Origin of the sequence: Pseudomonas sp. HR96, from assembly GCF_034059295.1 — a bacterium.
In the GTDB taxonomy this organism is placed as follows: domain Bacteria; phylum Pseudomonadota; class Gammaproteobacteria; order Pseudomonadales; family Pseudomonadaceae; genus Aquipseudomonas.
Genome location: NZ_CP139141.1, coordinates 2,469,157 through 2,483,917, shown reverse-complemented (window position 1 = coordinate 2,483,917; position 14,761 = coordinate 2,469,157). Strand labels below are relative to the sequence as shown.

The following is a 14,761-nucleotide window of genomic DNA, read 5'->3' as shown; positions in this document are numbered from 1 at the left end:
GGCCTCTCGGGGTCTGCGATCCCTCCCACTTTGATCGCGAACCCCTTGTGGGAGGGGGCGAAGACCCCGAGAGGCCGCGCGGGCGGCCGCTGGTGGCCATATTGGACATTTCGCCAGGCGCCCGAAGATCACACCGGCCTGGCGGCCTCTCGGGGTCTGCGACCCCTCCCACTTTGATCGCGAATTCCTTGTGGGAGGGGGCGAAGACCCCGAGAGGCCGCGCGGGCGGCCGGTGGCGGCCATATTGGACATCTCGCCAGGCGCCCGAAGATCACACCGGCCTGGCGGCCTCTCGGGGTCTGCGACCCCTCCCACTTTGATCGCGAACCCCTTGTGGGAGGGGGCGAAGACTCCGAGAGGCCGCGCGGGCGGCCGGTGGTGGCCATATTGGACATTTCGCCAGGCGCCCGAAGATCAAACCGGCCTGGCGGCCTCTCGGGGTCTGCGACCCCTCCCACTTTGATCGCGAATTCCTTGTGGGAGAGGGCGAAGACCCCGAGAGGCCGCGCGGGCGGCCGGTGGCGGCCATATTGGACATCTCGCCAGGCGCCCGAAGATCACACCGGCCTGGCGGCCTCTCGGGGTCTGCGACCCCTCCCACTTTGATCGCGAATCCATCGTGGGAGGGGGCGAAGACCCCGAGAGGCCGCGCGGGCGGCCGGTGGTGGCTATATTGGCCATTTCGCCAGGCGCCCGAAGATCAAACCGGCCTGGCGGCCTCTCGGGGTCTGCGACCCCTCCCACTTTGATCGCGAACCCCTTGTGGGAGGGGGCGAAGCCCCCGAGAGGCCGCGCGGGCGGCCGGTGGTAGCCATATTGGACATTTCGCCAGGCGCCCGAAGATCAAACCGGCCCGGCGGCCTCTCGGGGTCTGCGACCCCTCCCACTTTGATCGCGAATCCCCTTGTGGGAGGGGGCGAAGACCCCGAGAGGCCGCGCGGGCGGCCGGTGGTGGCCATATTGGACATTTCGCCAGGCGCCAGGAAGATCACACCGGCCTGGCGGCCTCTCGGGGTCTGCGACCCCTCCCACTTTGATCGCGAACCCCTTGTGGGAGGGGGCGAAGACCCCGAGAGGCCGCGCGGCCCGGCCGGTGGTGGCCATATTGGACATTTCGCCAGGCGCCAGGAAGATCACACCGGCCTGGCGGCCTCTCGGGGTCTGCGACCCCTCCCACTTTGATCGCGAACCCCTTGTGGGAGGGGGCGAAGCCCCCGAGAGGCCGCGCGGGCGGCCGCTGGTGGCCATATTGGACATTTCGCCAGGCGCCAGGAAGATCACACCGGCCTGGCGGCCTCTCGGGGTCTGCGACCCCTCCCACTTTGATCGCGAACCCCTTGTGGGAGGGGGCGAAGACCCCGAGAGGTCGCGCGGGCGGCCGCTGGTGGCCATATTGGGCATTTCGCCAGGCGCCAGGAAGATCACACCGGCCTTGCATGGGCATTAGGTCGCGGGGCGTGAACGCCTCAATCCAGCACTGAAGGATCCGCCTCGATCATCAGCTGCTTCATCTCGTCGAAGTGCTGGCGCGAGAAGTCGGTGATCTGTTCCCAGCCGCGCGCGGTGCGCTCGGCCACTTCATCCGAGAGCACCCGCAGCGGCTGGCCGGTGGACCAGGCGGTGACGAGGATCTGGCAGGCGCGTTCCAGGGTCCAGATGTCGTCGAAGGCTTCGCCGATGTCCGAGCCGATCACCATCACGCCGTGGTTGCCCATCAGCAGGCGGCGCTTGCCGTCGAGCAGGCTGACCAGGCGGGCACCCTCCTCCTCGGTGTCGGCCATGCCGCCGTACATCTCATCGACCGCGATGCGGTTGAAGTAGCGAGCGGTGTTCTGGTCGATGGGCGGGACTTCGGGCTTGGCCAGGCAGGCCACGGCCGTGGTGTACACCGGGTGCAGGTGCAGCACCACCCGCGCGTCGGGCAGGCGCTGGTGGATCTGGCCATGAATCGACCAGGCGGTAGAGTCGACCTGCGGATGGCTGGCGCAGCTGGCGTCGTCGGCGTCGAGCAGCAACAGGTCGCTGGCGCGGATGCGCGAGAAGTGCTTCCACTTCGGGTTGGTCAGAAACTGCTTGCCGTCGGCCGACACCGCCGCACTGAAGTGGTTGGCGACCGCTTCGTGCATGCCCAGGTGGGCGACGATGCGAAAGGTCGCGGCCAGGTCGATGCGAATCTGTTCTTCCAGGGATAAAGCCATGGGGGGTCTCCACGAGGACCCCTGCCGCATCGAAGCGCGGCAGGGGTCTGCTGTTCAGATCAGGGCTTGGGCATCAGCGCGGCGATGTCCGCGTCGGTCGGCGCGATGAAATTGTACTTCTTCAGCAGCGCAGCGTACTCCGGAGTGGCCCGGTACTTGGCCATGCCGTCGACCAGGGCGGTTTTCACCTCGTCGTTGCCTTTCTTCACGCCGAAACCGTTGAGCACCGGGTAGATCAGATCGGTGGAGGAAATCACGATGCGACCGCCCAGCTTGTCGACCGCACTGCGCGCCACGGCGGCGTCGGTGATCTGTGCTTCCACGGCGTGGGCGAGCATCGCCTGGGTGGTCTGCGGGTCAGTGCTGTATTCGCTGATGGCGATCGGCTTGAGGCCATTCTTCACGCAGTACTCGTCAGACAGCTTATGCATCTGCTGCAGCCAGGACGTGGCGCCCATCGAGCCGATCTTGTGGCCGCAGAAGTCTTCCGGGCGCTTGGGCTGGTAGGCACTGTCCTTGAGCGTGATGATCGATTCGCCGCTTTTCAGGTAAGGGATCATGTCGATGACCTTGACCCGCTCGGCGGTGATGTACATGGACGAGTTGGTGACGTCAAAGCGCCCGCCGGTGAGGCCGGTGATCAGGTTGGGGAAGCGCGTGTCCTGGGTTTCCACGGTGCGGCCCATGGTCTTGGCCAGGCCGTCCATGAATTCGATGTCGAAGCCGGCCGGCTTGTTGTCGACCATGTATTCATACGGGGCGAAGGTCACGTCGGAGCCGGCGACGATCTTGCCGTCCTTGAGGAAGGCCGCCGAGGCGCCCAGCGAAGTCATTGCCACCACAGCGCCAAGCAGGCCGAGGGCGAACGGGCGAAGCGTGGTACGGGGTGCTGTCATGATCATTACCTGCAAGGTGGGTTGAAATGTCGGTTGAAGCGCTGCTGAACAGACTCAGGTAGCGGCCAGGTCCTGCCCGGCCTGCTGCACGAAGAAGGAAGCGCCGCGCGGTTTCTGCGGCAGCCGCAGCTGGTTGGGCGTAGTGCGCACCAGGCCGGTTTCGCGGCCCGCCACCATCAGCCCGGAATGCTCGCTGGGCAGCGGATTCTCGCCGTAGGGCAACGCGTCCTCGGCGGCGTAGACGCTGATGAACAGGGTGCGCGGCAGCTCGGTTTCGTTGGGGCTGGAGGCGTGCAGCAGGCGCGTGTGCATGAAGCACACCGAGCCTGCCGGGCCAAAGCAGGCTAATGGCGCCTGGCAGTGCTCCTCGACCACTTGATCGTCCACCGAACCGGTGAAGCGCTGGTTGTGCCAGTGCGACCACAGCGGGCCCTTGTGGCTGCCGGGGATGACGTTCAGTGGGCCGTTCTGCGGGGTCACCTCGCTGACCATCAGCAGCGCGGTGACCAGGTCATCGTTGCTGTGCGGGGTGAACAGAAAATCCTGATGCCATTTCACCTGGGTCGCGGTGTGCGGCAGCTTGGAGTTGATCTTGCTGTGGTGAAAGCGCGCGCCCTCACTGCCCACCAGTTGCGCGGCGATCTGCGCCATGCGCGACTGCAGCGCCACCTGGCGATAGCTCGCGGAAATCTCGGTGGGCGAACTGACCCGGCGCAGCGACGGGTGATCGGCGCGGTGATCGCCTTCCAGGTCGAAACGCGCGCGGCCGTCGACGGTCTCGCCCCAGCCCTGGTCATGGCTGCGGCTGTCTTCGACCCATTGATCGAAATCGGTCTGCAGGGCCGCGACCTCATCGGCCGACAGCACCCCTTCGACCACCAGCACGCCATCGCGCTGGAATTGTTCAACTTGCCATTGCTCGATCATGTGGGCTCCCGGATGCGAAAGTAAAAGGGTGCAAGGTCAGGCCAGTGAAACGTCCTTGAGAAAGGACTCCACTCGCGGGTTCTGGCCGTTGCGCAGCAATTGCGGTTTGTCGTCGCACACCACGCGGCCTTTCTCCATGAACACGATGCGGTCGGAGACCTTGAACGCGAAGTTCATCTCGTGGGTGACGATGACCATGGTGATGCCGTCCTGGGCGAGGGTCTCGATGACCTGCAGCACTTCGTTGACCTTCTCCGGGTCCAGTGCCGAGGTCGGCTCGTCGAACAGCATGATCTGCGGACGCATCATCAAGGCCCGGGCGATCGCCACGCGCTGCTGCTGGCCGCCGGACAACTGATGGGGATACTTCCAGGCATGGTCGAGCATGCCGACCTTCTGCAACAGCGCGTAGGCCTGCTGCTTGAGCTCATCGAGCTTGCCCAGGCCGTGGTATTTCGGCGCCATCAGCAGGTTGTCGAGCACCGTCAGGTGCGGGAACAGGTTGAAGCTCTGGAACACCATGCCGATGTTCAGGCGGTGCTCGGCATGCTCGACATACAGCGGCTTCTGCGCGCCCTTGCGCTCCAGGTGAATGAACGGCTGGCCGTTGATGCGGATCTCGCCGTTGTCGATCTGTTCCAGGCCGTTGAGCAGGCGAATCAAGGTGGTCTTGCCCGAGCCGGACGGACCGATCACCGACACCACTTCACCGGGCTGGATCGACAGGTCCACCGCACCCAGTACCTCGACGTTGTTGTAGGCCTTGTGCAGACGGCTCGCCTGCAACGCCGGGCCCTGCCCTGGCAGGCTGCCCGGGCGCTGCACGGCCACCGCCTGCTGGGTGGCCAGGGCCAGCACCTGTGCGTCCGGCACCCGCGAGATCTTGCGCTGGTTGACGTCCAAATAGCGCTCCAGGCGCTTGAGCAGGAAGTCGAACACAGTGACGATGAGCACGTAGTAGAACGCCACCGCCGCCATGGTCTCCATCACCAGGAAGTTTTCCGAGTACAGGCGCTGGCCGACCATGAGGATTTCGGTCAGCGAGATCACCGACACCAGCGAGCTGAGCTTGACGATGGAGATGTATTCGTTGGCCAGCGAGGGCAAGGCCACACGCAGCGCCTGGGGGATGATCACCCGCCACTGGATGCCGAAGAACTCGAGGCCCAATGCCCGCGCCGCCTCGGTCTGGCCCTTGTGAATCGACAGCAGGCCGCCGCGATGGATCTCCGCGACATAGGCCGTCTCGCACAACACCATGGCCAGCAGGCCGGCCCAGAACGGGTCGCCCAGCACCACCGTGGAAGCCGGGAACGCCTGGGGAATGTTGTAGGTAAAGATCAGCAGCACCAGCAGCGGCACGCTGCGAAACAGCCAGATGTAGGCGCGCGCCGGGACGCTGAGCAACGGGCGCCTGGACTGCTTGGCCAAAGCCACGAAGAAGCCCGATCCGATGCTGATCACCCAGGTCAGAAAGCTCAGTTTGATCACTGTCCAGGTCGCTCGCCAGAATTCGGCATCGCCCAGCAGGCTGAACATGTAATTCCAGTTGAATGTCATCGTCGCCGCGCTCAACAAATAAATCGGGAGGTACAACCGAGCGTTCGGCCCGAACCCTTGACGCTACGGCGCCAGAGTCCGCGAGCGAGCCTTGCACGGTCAATTCGGAATAACCGGCGTAGTGAGTAGGCAGAACCTATTCAGCCGCAGCGTTGGCCGCCGACGCACCATCAAAGCGCAGCGCAGGCCCCGCCGTGCGGCGACCGCCACCCTTTGGTGCGCGGCCTGCGATGGCCGCCGTGGCTGCATCGCATGTGTGCAGTCTGCCCAGTGCAGGCAGCCGCTTAAATTCGTTTATGGTTTACGACTGGGGCGAGCAAATCCGAAGCAGCCGCCGGGGTCGCGGCTGCAGGCCGGCTCAGCTGACGGAGGTGAGCGCGCGCACAGCGTGTGGATCGAAGAAGCTTGGCGCCGCCATGCCGGGGATGTACTGGTCGGAGACGAACATCCGGCAGCGCTCGGTGAACGCCGCCACCACGCGCGATAACTGGGCATTGGTGGCGGTGGCGTAGCCCAGCTTCATCGCCCGCACCTCGCCGGCCAGGCGAATGCGGATCAGCCGCTTGCCATCCTGCGACACAGTCGCCTTGGGCCGGGCGTTGGCGATGGTGAAACCGATGCCGTTGCCGACCATGGCGCGCACCGTCTCCAGGTTGCTCGAGCGCATCACCACGTTGGGCGTGAATCCTGCGCTCATGAACAGGCTGAGGAAATACTCGCGGCTCCACGGCGTGTCCAGCAGCACCATGGGGTGGGCTTCGAGGTCCTGGATGGTCACCGCCGACATAGTCGCCAAGGGGTGGTAGTCGCCCACCATGACATAGGGCGGCAGCTGCGCCAGGGGCTGAAAGTCGATGTCGTCGCTGCTGGCCAGGTCGTAGGTCAAGGCGATGTCGATCTCGGCGCTGCGCAGTTTTTCCAGCAGCTCCTCGTGGTTGCACTCCACCTGGCTGATGCGCACCCCCGGGAACGCTCGGCCAAAGCCGAACACCAGCTCCGGAGTGATCATCGGCGCCAGCGACTCCAGCACCCCGACCCGCAACGGGCCGCGCACGGTGTTCAGCGACTCGGAGGCGATGGTATAGAGGTTGTTCATCTGCTCCAGAATCAGCTTGGCCTCCTGCAGCACCTGGCGCCCCACGGCGGTCAGGGAAACGCCTTGCGCGTGGTGGCGAATGAACAGCTGTATGCCCAGTTCGGCTTCCATGTGGGTGATGGCCGCAGAGATCGACGGCGACGACACATGAATGCGCTCGGACGCCGCGCTGATGCTGCCGGCCTCACCGGAAGCGACGAAATATTCCAGTTGGCGTTGGGTGATACGACTGAGCATGACGCCTCCACAATCTTTCCAGCGCTGGCACGACGGCCAGCTGTCTATACCGCTTTGCATGGTTCATGCCGCTGGCCGTGGCCAACCGGTGACAAGCGACGGACGCCATTATCGACGCAGAGCCTGGGCCTGCAGGCTTCGGTTTTTCCTAAGCACTGCCTCGCGCAAATGCTGGTTTCGCTTCCAGGCGCACGGTGCAAAGCTTGTGGCATACGCTTGCCAGGAGACCCGCAGCATGCCCACCCATACCCGCATCCGCATGTTCAACACCAAAGAGACCTACCCCAACCAATCGCTGGACAACGACCTGTGCCAGGCGGTGCGCGCTGGCAATACGGTGTACGTGCGTGGCCAGGTGGGCACCGACTTCGCCGGCAACCTGATCGGCCTCGGCGACCCGCGTGCGCAGGCCGAACAGGCCATGAAAAACGTCAAGCAGCTGCTCGAGGAGGCCGGCTCCGACCTCTCGCACATCGTCAAGACCACCACCTACATCATCGACCCGCGCTACCGCGAGCCGGTCTACCAGGAAGTCGGCAAGTGGCTCAAGGGGGTCTTCCCGATCTCCACCGGGCTGGTGATTTCGGCGCTCGGCCAGCCGCAGTGGCTAATGGAGATCGACGTCATCGCCGTGGTCCCGGACGACTGGACGCCGGCCTGATACCTGGCGTTTTCGAAGAGCGGCAACACTCGCTACATCACCTGCGGCAGCGGAGCGCCCATGACTGCACAGACCTCGCTTCGTCCTACCCCGGTCGCCGTGCAACTGGACGGCGTGGGCAAGCGCTTCGCCACGCACATCGCCCTGCAGCCTCTGTCGCTGGCCATTCACCAGGGTGAACTGCTGGCCATGCTGGGTCCCTCCGGATGCGGCAAGAGCACCTTGCTCAAGCTCATCGCGGGCACGCTGCAGGCCGACCAGGGCGAGATTCTCATCGACGGGCAAAGGGTCACCGAGGCGCCTTTGCGCCAGCGCGGGGTGGCTGTGGTCGACCAGCCGATCGGGCTCGGCGAAGCTTGCGCGCAACGCTCCACCGCCGCGCAATGGGTCGGTGCCATGCTCGCGCACGTCTCGCCAGGCGAGCTTGGCGTGCGCGTCGAACAGGCTTTGGCCCAGGTGCAACTGAGCAGCCACGGCGCCTGTGTGCTGCGCGAGTTGTCGGCCGGCCAGCAGCAGCGAGTGGCCTTGGCGCGGGCGCTGGTGACACGGCCCAGGGTGCTGTTGCTCGATGAACCGTTCGCCACTCTCGACCGCCCGCTGCGCCTGGCGCTGCAGGGCGAGCTCAAGCACCTGCAACGCACCCTGGGCCTGACCATGCTGCTGGTCACCCATGATCAACAGGAGGCATTGGGCCTGAGCGATCGACTGGCGGTGATGAATGCCGGACGCGTGCATCAGGTTGGTCGGCCGGACGTCCTCTACCGCTACCCGGTCGACCCTTTCGTCGCCGCTTTCGTGGGCGATGTCAACGTCCTCGCCGGGCGCTGCGTCAGTCGCGACCCTCGCGCCAGCCGGGCGCCGCGGGTCAATCTGGAGCTGGGCAACAGCCCGCTGCGCGTGCCTGCCGAGCGGGTGCATGCCGAGGTCGGCGCGCGCATCGACCTGTACGTGCGCCCCGAGCACATCCGCCTGAGCCCGTTGACCGCGCGCTCGCAGTTGAGCGCGACCGTGGTTGCCCATGTGTTCCAGGGCGACCACGTCGACATTCACCTGGATGTGCCTGCGCTCGGCCAGGCGCGCCTGTGCGTACGCCAGTCCGGGCTCGATGCCCTGGCGCGCTGGCCAACCGGTGCGGTGGCTGGAGTGACCTTTGACAGCGACGGCGTCAGCGCCTTCGCCAGCCGTACGGCATGAGCCGCGCGCAGCGTGGGCCTCAACCTATGGGCCAGACACCCCCCGGCCCGCCACCCCTTCGCAAGAGAACTAGAACTGCCATGACCTTACCCGACACCATGAACGCCGTGATTGCCCGCAAGCCCGGCGGCCCGGAAGTCCTGCAATGGGTGGAACGACCGCTGCCCGTGCCGCAGGCCGGCGAGGTGCTGATCCGCGTGGCCGCCGCCGGCGTCAATCGGCCCGACCTGATGCAGCGCGCCGGCATGCCGTTGCCGCCAGGCACTAGCGATATCCTCGGCCTGGAAGCCTCGGGCACGGTGGTCAGCGTGGGTCCCGGCGTGGAGCATTTCGCCCCCGGCGACCGGGTCATGGCCCTGCTCGGTGGTGGCGGCTACGCCGAGTACTGCGTAGCGTTCGCCGGGCATTGCCTGCCGGTGCCCGCCGGGCTGTCGCTGGTCAGCGCTGCCGGGGTGCCGGAAGCGGCCTTCACCGTTTGGCACAACCTGTTCGAGCTGGGCCGCCTGGGCCGCGCGGATAGCGTACTGATCCACGGCGCCGCCAGTGGCGTCGGCAGCTTCGCAGTGCAATGCGCGCAGGCCACCGGGGCCAGGGTAATCGCCACGGCGGGCGGCGCGCAGAAGGTCGCCATGCTCGAGGCGCTGGGCATCCTGCGCGCCATTGACCGCTACCACGAAGACTTTGTCGAGGTGGTCGAGCAATGCACCGACGGGCGTGGCGTCGACGTGGTCCTCGACAACGTCGGCGGCCCCTACGTGGCACGCAACCTGGCGGCCATGGCCATGGGCGGGCGGCATGTCAGCCTGTCATTCCTGCAGGGGGCGAAGATCGAACTGGACCTGCAGACCGTCATGCGCAAGAGCCTGTGCCTGACCTCCTCGACCCTGCGCCCCAAGAGCCGCGAGGAGAAGACTCGCCTCGCCGGCTGCCTGCGCGAGCATGTGCTGCCGTGGCTCGCCAGCGGCCAGGTGCAACCGTTGATTCATGCGCAGTTGCCATTGCAGCAAGCCGCCGAGGCCCATCGCACCCTGGAGGCCAATGCCAACATCGGCAAGGTCCTGCTCACCGTCAGCAGTTTCTGAAGGAGCCGCCATGTTCAGCCTGTTCCACGCCGCCACCTCGCCCTATGTGCGCAAGGTCATGGTCAGCGCCCATTGCCTGGGCGTGGCCGATCAGATCGAACTGCTTGCATCGGCAGCGCATCCGGTGCAGTGCGTTGACTGGCGCACCGGGCATCCCCATGCGGCCGCCTGGTTCGCCGAATTCGAACAGCACCCGGCCATGCTCGCGACGCGACCCGTCGCCTGAGCCTTTTTCTGGAGAAGCCCCTATGCCCCACCGCGTATTCTTTCTCAACGGCCCCAACGCCAACCTGTACGGGCTGGACCAGCGCGGCACCTACGGCAGCGAAAGCTTCGCCAGCATTGAGCAACGGTGCCAGGCGCATGCCGCCGAGCTGGGCCTGCAGTTGCAGTTCCGCCAGAGCAACCATGAAGGCGTGCTGGTGGACTGGATTCAGGAAGCGCGGCTGCAGGCCGACGCCATCGTGATCAACGCCGCCGGCCTGACCTACACCTCGGTAGCGATTCTCGACGCCTTGCTGGCGTTCGAAGGCCCGATCATCGAAGCGCACATGAGCAACATCTGGAAGCGCGAGAGCTTCCGCCATCGTTCATACGTGTCCAAGGCCGCCACCGGCGTGATCGCAGGGCTCGGTGCCATGGGCTATCGCCTGGCGCTGGACGCTGTGGCTCAATTGCTGGAGGGCCAGGCATGAGCACGACCCTGGTGTTTCAAAGCGATTTCGACAGTTTCGAGGAGTGGCACGCACTGCTCGCGCCGCGCCTGCCGGGCGTGCGTATCTGCCGCATGGACGAGGTGACCGAGCCGGCCAGCGTGCGCTATGCGCTGACCTGGAAACCGCCGCAAGGCTTCTTCGCGCAGTACCCCAACCTCAAGCTGCTGGTCAATCTGGGCGCCGGCGTCGACGCTCTGGTGGCCCGCGACGACCTGCCGGCGATCCCGATCACCCGCGTCTCGGACCCGGACATGGCGCGCATGATGGCCAGCTACGTGCTGTTCGCCGTGCTGCGCTACGCCCGCGACATCCCGGCCTTCGAGCGCGCCCAGCGCGAACGGCGCTGGCACTACCTGCATCCGCGCCTGCCGTCGAGCATCCGCGTCGGCGTGCTGGGCCTCGGTGAACTGGGCGCCCGCGCCGCCCAGGAGCTGACCCGCCAGGGCTTCGACGTACGTGGCTGGTCACGCTCGGCCAAGCAGTTGCCCGCCGTGAACTGCTTCCATGGCCTGGATCAGCTCGATGGCTTTCTCGGCGGTTGCGACATCCTGGTGGTGATGCTGCCGCTGACGCCGCACACCCAGGGCATTCTCGACGCCCGGCGGCTGGCCTTGCTGCCACCCGGCAGTTGCCTGATCAACGTTTCGCGCGGCGCAGTGGTCGATCAGCCGGCGCTGACTGCAGCACTGGCCAGCGGGCAGATCGCCGAGGCCACCCTGGACGTGTTCGACCGCGAACCGCTGCCGCCCGAGGACCCGTTGTGGGCGCTCGACAACGTGCTGATCACTCCGCACATGGCCTCGATCGCCATCCCCGCCTCGGCGGCGGCGCAGATCGCCGAGAACATCCTGCGCCTGGAACGCGGCGACCCCCTGTTGCATGTCATCGACCCTGCGCGCGGTTATTGAGCCGATGCGCAGGCTTTGGTTTTTCCGAAGCTCTGGGTTCAAAAAGCAGAATTTCGCTATCCGCCCCGCTTGCGCACACTGAAGCTGTCAATGAACACCGTGCGCAAGCCGATCAATTCAGGAAACTCAAATGTCAGTGGAAAAAATCAACACCTTGGTTGTCGGCGCGGGCCAGGCGGGCGTTGCCATGAGCGAACACCTGGGACTGATGGGCATTCCCCATGTGGTACTGGAGCGCAGCCGCATCGCCGAGCGCTGGCGTTCGGAGCGCTGGGACTCGCTGGTGGCCAACGGGCCGGCCTGGCATGACCGCTTTCCCGGCCTGAAATTTTCCGGCATCTCCCCCGAGACCTTCCCGCCCAAGGAGCGCATGGCCGAGTATTTCGAAGAGTACGTGGCCATGCTCCAGGCTCCGGTGCGCACCGGTGTCGAAGTGCACAAAGTCGAACGCCTGAGCGGTCGCCCGGGCTTTCGGGTGAGCACCTCGGCAGGCGAATTCGAGGCGCGCAACGTGGTGGCGGCCACCGGGCCGTTCCAGAGCCCGGCGATTCCGCCGATCGTGCCGGCGCAGGCCAAGGTGCAGCAGTTGCACTCCTCGGCGTACAAGAACCCCGGGCAACTGGCCGAAGGTGCGGTGCTGGTGGTGGGCGCCGGGGCTTCCGGCTCGCAGATCGCCGAAGAGCTGCGCAAGGCCGGCAAGCAGGTCTACCTGTCGGTGGGCGAGCACTATCGCCCGCCGCGCGCCTACCGTGGCCGCGACTATTGCTGGTGGCTGGGCGCGCTGGGCCTGTGGGACGAGGTCAAGATCAAGCCGAAGAAAAAGCACGTAGCCTTTGCCGTCAGCGGCTATGAAGGCGGCAAGACGGTCGACTTCCGCCGTCTGGCGCACCTGGGCATCAACCTAGTGGGCCTGACCCGCGCGCTGGAAGACGGCGTGATGCATTTCGAGCCTGGCCTGGCCGAAAACATCGCCGAGGGTGACCGCGCCTACTTCGACGTACTGCGCGACGCCGACGCCTACATCGAGGACAACGGCCTGTCCTTCCCGCCGGAGCCCGAGGCCTGGGAGCTGCTGCCCGACCCCGAATGCCTGACCCGGCCGATCCTCAGCCTGGACCTCGAGGCAGCGGGTGTTACGACGATTCTCTGGGCCACCGGTTTCAAGTTCGACTTCAGCTGGCTGCAGGTCAACGCCTTCGACGACAAGGGCGAGCCTTACCACAAGCGCGGCATCTCGGCCGAGAGCGGCATCTACTTTCTCGGCCTGCCCAACCTGGTCAACCGCGCCTCATCGTTCATCTATGGCGTGTGGCACGACGCCAAGTACGTGGCCGACCATATCGCCCTGCAGAACGAGTACATGGCGTACGAGAAGTCCTGATCGCCTGCCTGGCAAGCGCCTCGGGGGGACTTGCCAGGGCTGGCGTCACTCTTTGGTACGGGCGTGCAAGGATTCGCCGATCGCATAGAACTGGCCACCGGCGACATAGTGCAGGCTGCGCAACTGCGCCGGCGCATCGTGGTATTGCCAATGCCCGTCACGGAATACCCGGGTGTCGGCCCACGCCGCCACCACTTCGCCAATGAACAGGTCATAGGCCTGCTGATTGTGCGGCTCCTCGATCACCCGGCACACCAGCCAGGCCGAACAACCGGCCACCAGCGGCGTCTCCTGGCCCGGCACGCTAACCAGCTCGACCCCGCAATGCAGGAGTTTTTGCGGATCGTCGGCCAGGCTCAGGTTGCCGACGTCATAGGTCAGCTGCATCTGCTCGACGGTGGGTACCTGCAAGGCGAAATGACCACTGCCCTCGATCAGGGCGCGGGTGGCGGCGATCTTGTCGACCACCACGGTGACCTTGGGCGGCGCGAAATCCAGCCCGCAGGCCCAGGCCGCGGCCATCACATTGGCGCTGCCGGCATGCTGCGCCGAGACAAGCACCGTCGGGCCGTGGTTGACCAGGCGGTAGGCTTTGTCCAGCGGCACCGGCTTGATCCGGCCGGCGCGCAGGCCCTGTTCGAAGTCCGCTGTGGCGCTGTCCGTAGGTGAAGATTCGAGGCTCGACATCGGCGACTCCTGACAAGTGAGCGAAAGTCTGAAACATTAACAGACTTGTCCCCCCGAGGAAGCACCATGACCTCCCCGCAAAAACAGCTCATCGGCACCCGCGGCCTGCTCAGCTGGGGCACCTTGCGCTTCGCCCATCCGGCCCTGGCCGACCTGCACCTGCCCTACTTCGACATCGTCGCCGATGCGCCCGGCCCGAAGCTGGCGATCATCGCCGGCATGCACCCCAACGAAGTCGACGCGATGGAAGCGGCGCTACGGCTCAAGGCGCATTTCGCCGAGCATTTGCTCAAGGGCAGCGTCTCGATCATCCCCGTGCTGAACATGCCCGGGCTGTTCGAACACGCCGAGTTCGTCTGCCCGATCGATGGCAAGAACATGAACTTCCTCGCCCCCGGCGACCCCGCCGGCTCGTTCAGCCAGGTGCTGGTGCACAGCGTGCTGCACGAGTGGGCGGCGCACGCCGAGGTGTTCATCGATCTGCACGGCGGCGACCTGCGCGAGGAAGTCGCACGTTTCGTCATGTGCCAGATGACCGGCAATGCCGAGTTCGACCAGCGCACCCGCGCCCTGGCGCATCAGTTCGATGCCGACAGCATCGTCGAATTTGCTAGCGACCAGACCAGCAACCGTGGCCGCGCCACCAATGAGCTGCCGTGGCTGGGCCGCCACGCGGTGATGGCCGAAGGCGGCGCCAATGGCGTGCTCGACCCCGGCTGCATCGAGTTTCATTTCCAGGGGGTGGCCAATATCGGCCGGTACCTTGGCCTGACCGACGATCAGGCGCCGGCTGCGCGGCGCAGGAATAATGTCGTGGTCAGCAACTTCGGCAAGGTCGAGGCACCCATCAGCGGTCGCCTATACCTTGAGGTCGCGGCCGGCGACCGGGTTGCGGCCGGCCAGCGTCTGGGCCGCTTGCAGGACATTTATGGCGACCCGCAAGGCGAACTGCTGGCGCCGCATGCCGGGCTGATATTGATGGTGGTCAACCATCCGATCGTCAACCAGGGTGAATGGCTGATCAGCCTGGCGCCGCTGCCGGGCTGATGCACCGGGCTGCGGAGAATCGCGGCGCATCCCTCGCCAGCTTCGCCGGCTCCTACATGACCGCCGTGGTGCATGGCGGTCTATCGTCGAACATAAAGAGCGTTCATAGGCGATGCCATTGGCTGCATATAAATCGAAACAAATGGGGTGCGCCCCTTTGATTGGACAGTC

At 65.7% G+C, this 14,761-nt stretch carries 14 protein-coding genes; 8 read left to right on the top strand and 6 right to left on the bottom strand.

Annotation, left to right across the window (positions count from 1 at the left end; all coding sequences use genetic code 11):
- Positions 1-1,466: 1,466 nt before the first annotated feature.
- From SFA35_RS11475 to SFA35_RS11455, 5 genes are all read right to left on the bottom strand, one after another.
- Positions 1,467-2,198, bottom strand: a complete 732-nt coding sequence (locus tag SFA35_RS11475; protein ID WP_320578380.1) for a class II aldolase and adducin N-terminal domain-containing protein — start codon at positions 2,196-2,198, stop codon at positions 1,467-1,469.
- Between the two features lie 59 nt (positions 2,199-2,257).
- Complete coding sequence (locus SFA35_RS11470; protein ID WP_320578379.1) at positions 2,258-3,094, bottom strand: ABC transporter substrate-binding protein; 837 nt, start codon at positions 3,092-3,094, stop codon at positions 2,258-2,260.
- Between the two features lie 54 nt (positions 3,095-3,148).
- The gene (locus SFA35_RS11465; protein WP_320578377.1) at positions 3,149-4,021 is read right to left on the bottom strand and encodes a phytanoyl-CoA dioxygenase family protein; all 873 of its coding nucleotides are present in this window, start codon (positions 4,019-4,021) and stop codon (positions 3,149-3,151) included.
- A gap of 36 nt (positions 4,022-4,057) precedes the next feature.
- Entirely contained in the window at positions 4,058-5,581 is a 1,524-nt protein-coding gene (locus SFA35_RS11460; protein WP_320578375.1) for an amino acid ABC transporter permease/ATP-binding protein, read from the bottom strand.
- A gap of 358 nt (positions 5,582-5,939) precedes the next feature.
- Complete coding sequence (locus SFA35_RS11455; RefSeq protein WP_320578374.1) at positions 5,940-6,914, bottom strand: LysR family transcriptional regulator; 975 nt, start codon at positions 6,912-6,914, stop codon at positions 5,940-5,942.
- A gap of 235 nt (positions 6,915-7,149) precedes the next feature.
- On the opposite strand from SFA35_RS11455, the gene SFA35_RS11450 reads away from it, so the two are divergent.
- The 7 genes from SFA35_RS11450 (at position 7,150) to SFA35_RS11420 (ending at position 12,856) form a co-directional block, all read left to right on the top strand.
- The gene (locus SFA35_RS11450; RefSeq protein WP_320578372.1) at positions 7,150-7,575 is read left to right on the top strand and encodes a RidA family protein; all 426 of its coding nucleotides are present in this window, start codon (positions 7,150-7,152) and stop codon (positions 7,573-7,575) included.
- A 60-nt stretch (positions 7,576-7,635) separates the two neighbouring features.
- Positions 7,636-8,769, top strand: coding sequence for an ABC transporter ATP-binding protein (locus SFA35_RS11445; protein ID WP_320578370.1), 1,134 nt, complete (start codon positions 7,636-7,638; stop codon positions 8,767-8,769).
- A gap of 80 nt (positions 8,770-8,849) precedes the next feature.
- On the top strand, positions 8,850-9,851 hold the full coding sequence (locus tag SFA35_RS11440) for an NAD(P)H-quinone oxidoreductase (RefSeq protein ID WP_320578368.1): 1,002 nt from the start codon (positions 8,850-8,852) through the stop codon (positions 9,849-9,851).
- Between the two features lie 10 nt (positions 9,852-9,861).
- The gene (locus SFA35_RS11435) at positions 9,862-10,077 is read left to right on the top strand and encodes a hypothetical protein (protein WP_320578366.1); all 216 of its coding nucleotides are present in this window, start codon (positions 9,862-9,864) and stop codon (positions 10,075-10,077) included.
- Between the two features lie 22 nt (positions 10,078-10,099).
- Positions 10,100-10,546 (top strand): type II 3-dehydroquinate dehydratase, encoded by a 447-nt coding sequence (locus SFA35_RS11430; RefSeq protein ID WP_320578364.1) that lies wholly within the window; start codon positions 10,100-10,102, stop codon positions 10,544-10,546.
- Entirely contained in the window at positions 10,543-11,475 is a 933-nt protein-coding gene (locus SFA35_RS11425) for a glyoxylate/hydroxypyruvate reductase A (RefSeq protein ID WP_320578362.1), read from the top strand. Before SFA35_RS11430 ends, SFA35_RS11425 begins: the two co-directional genes overlap by 4 nt.
- Positions 11,476-11,605: 130 nt before the next feature.
- The gene (locus SFA35_RS11420; RefSeq protein WP_320578360.1) at positions 11,606-12,856 is read left to right on the top strand and encodes an NAD(P)/FAD-dependent oxidoreductase; all 1,251 of its coding nucleotides are present in this window, start codon (positions 11,606-11,608) and stop codon (positions 12,854-12,856) included.
- A gap of 45 nt (positions 12,857-12,901) precedes the next feature.
- Here the strand turns inward: SFA35_RS11420 and SFA35_RS11415 are convergent, their stop codons facing one another.
- Positions 12,902-13,543, bottom strand: a complete 642-nt coding sequence (locus SFA35_RS11415; RefSeq protein ID WP_320578358.1) for a flavin reductase family protein — start codon at positions 13,541-13,543, stop codon at positions 12,902-12,904.
- 66 nt (positions 13,544-13,609) lie between these two features.
- Between SFA35_RS11415 and SFA35_RS11410 the strand changes: the two genes are divergently transcribed.
- Positions 13,610-14,590, top strand: a complete 981-nt coding sequence (locus SFA35_RS11410; protein ID WP_320578356.1) for a succinylglutamate desuccinylase/aspartoacylase family protein — start codon at positions 13,610-13,612, stop codon at positions 14,588-14,590.
- Positions 14,591-14,761 lie beyond the last annotated feature (171 nt).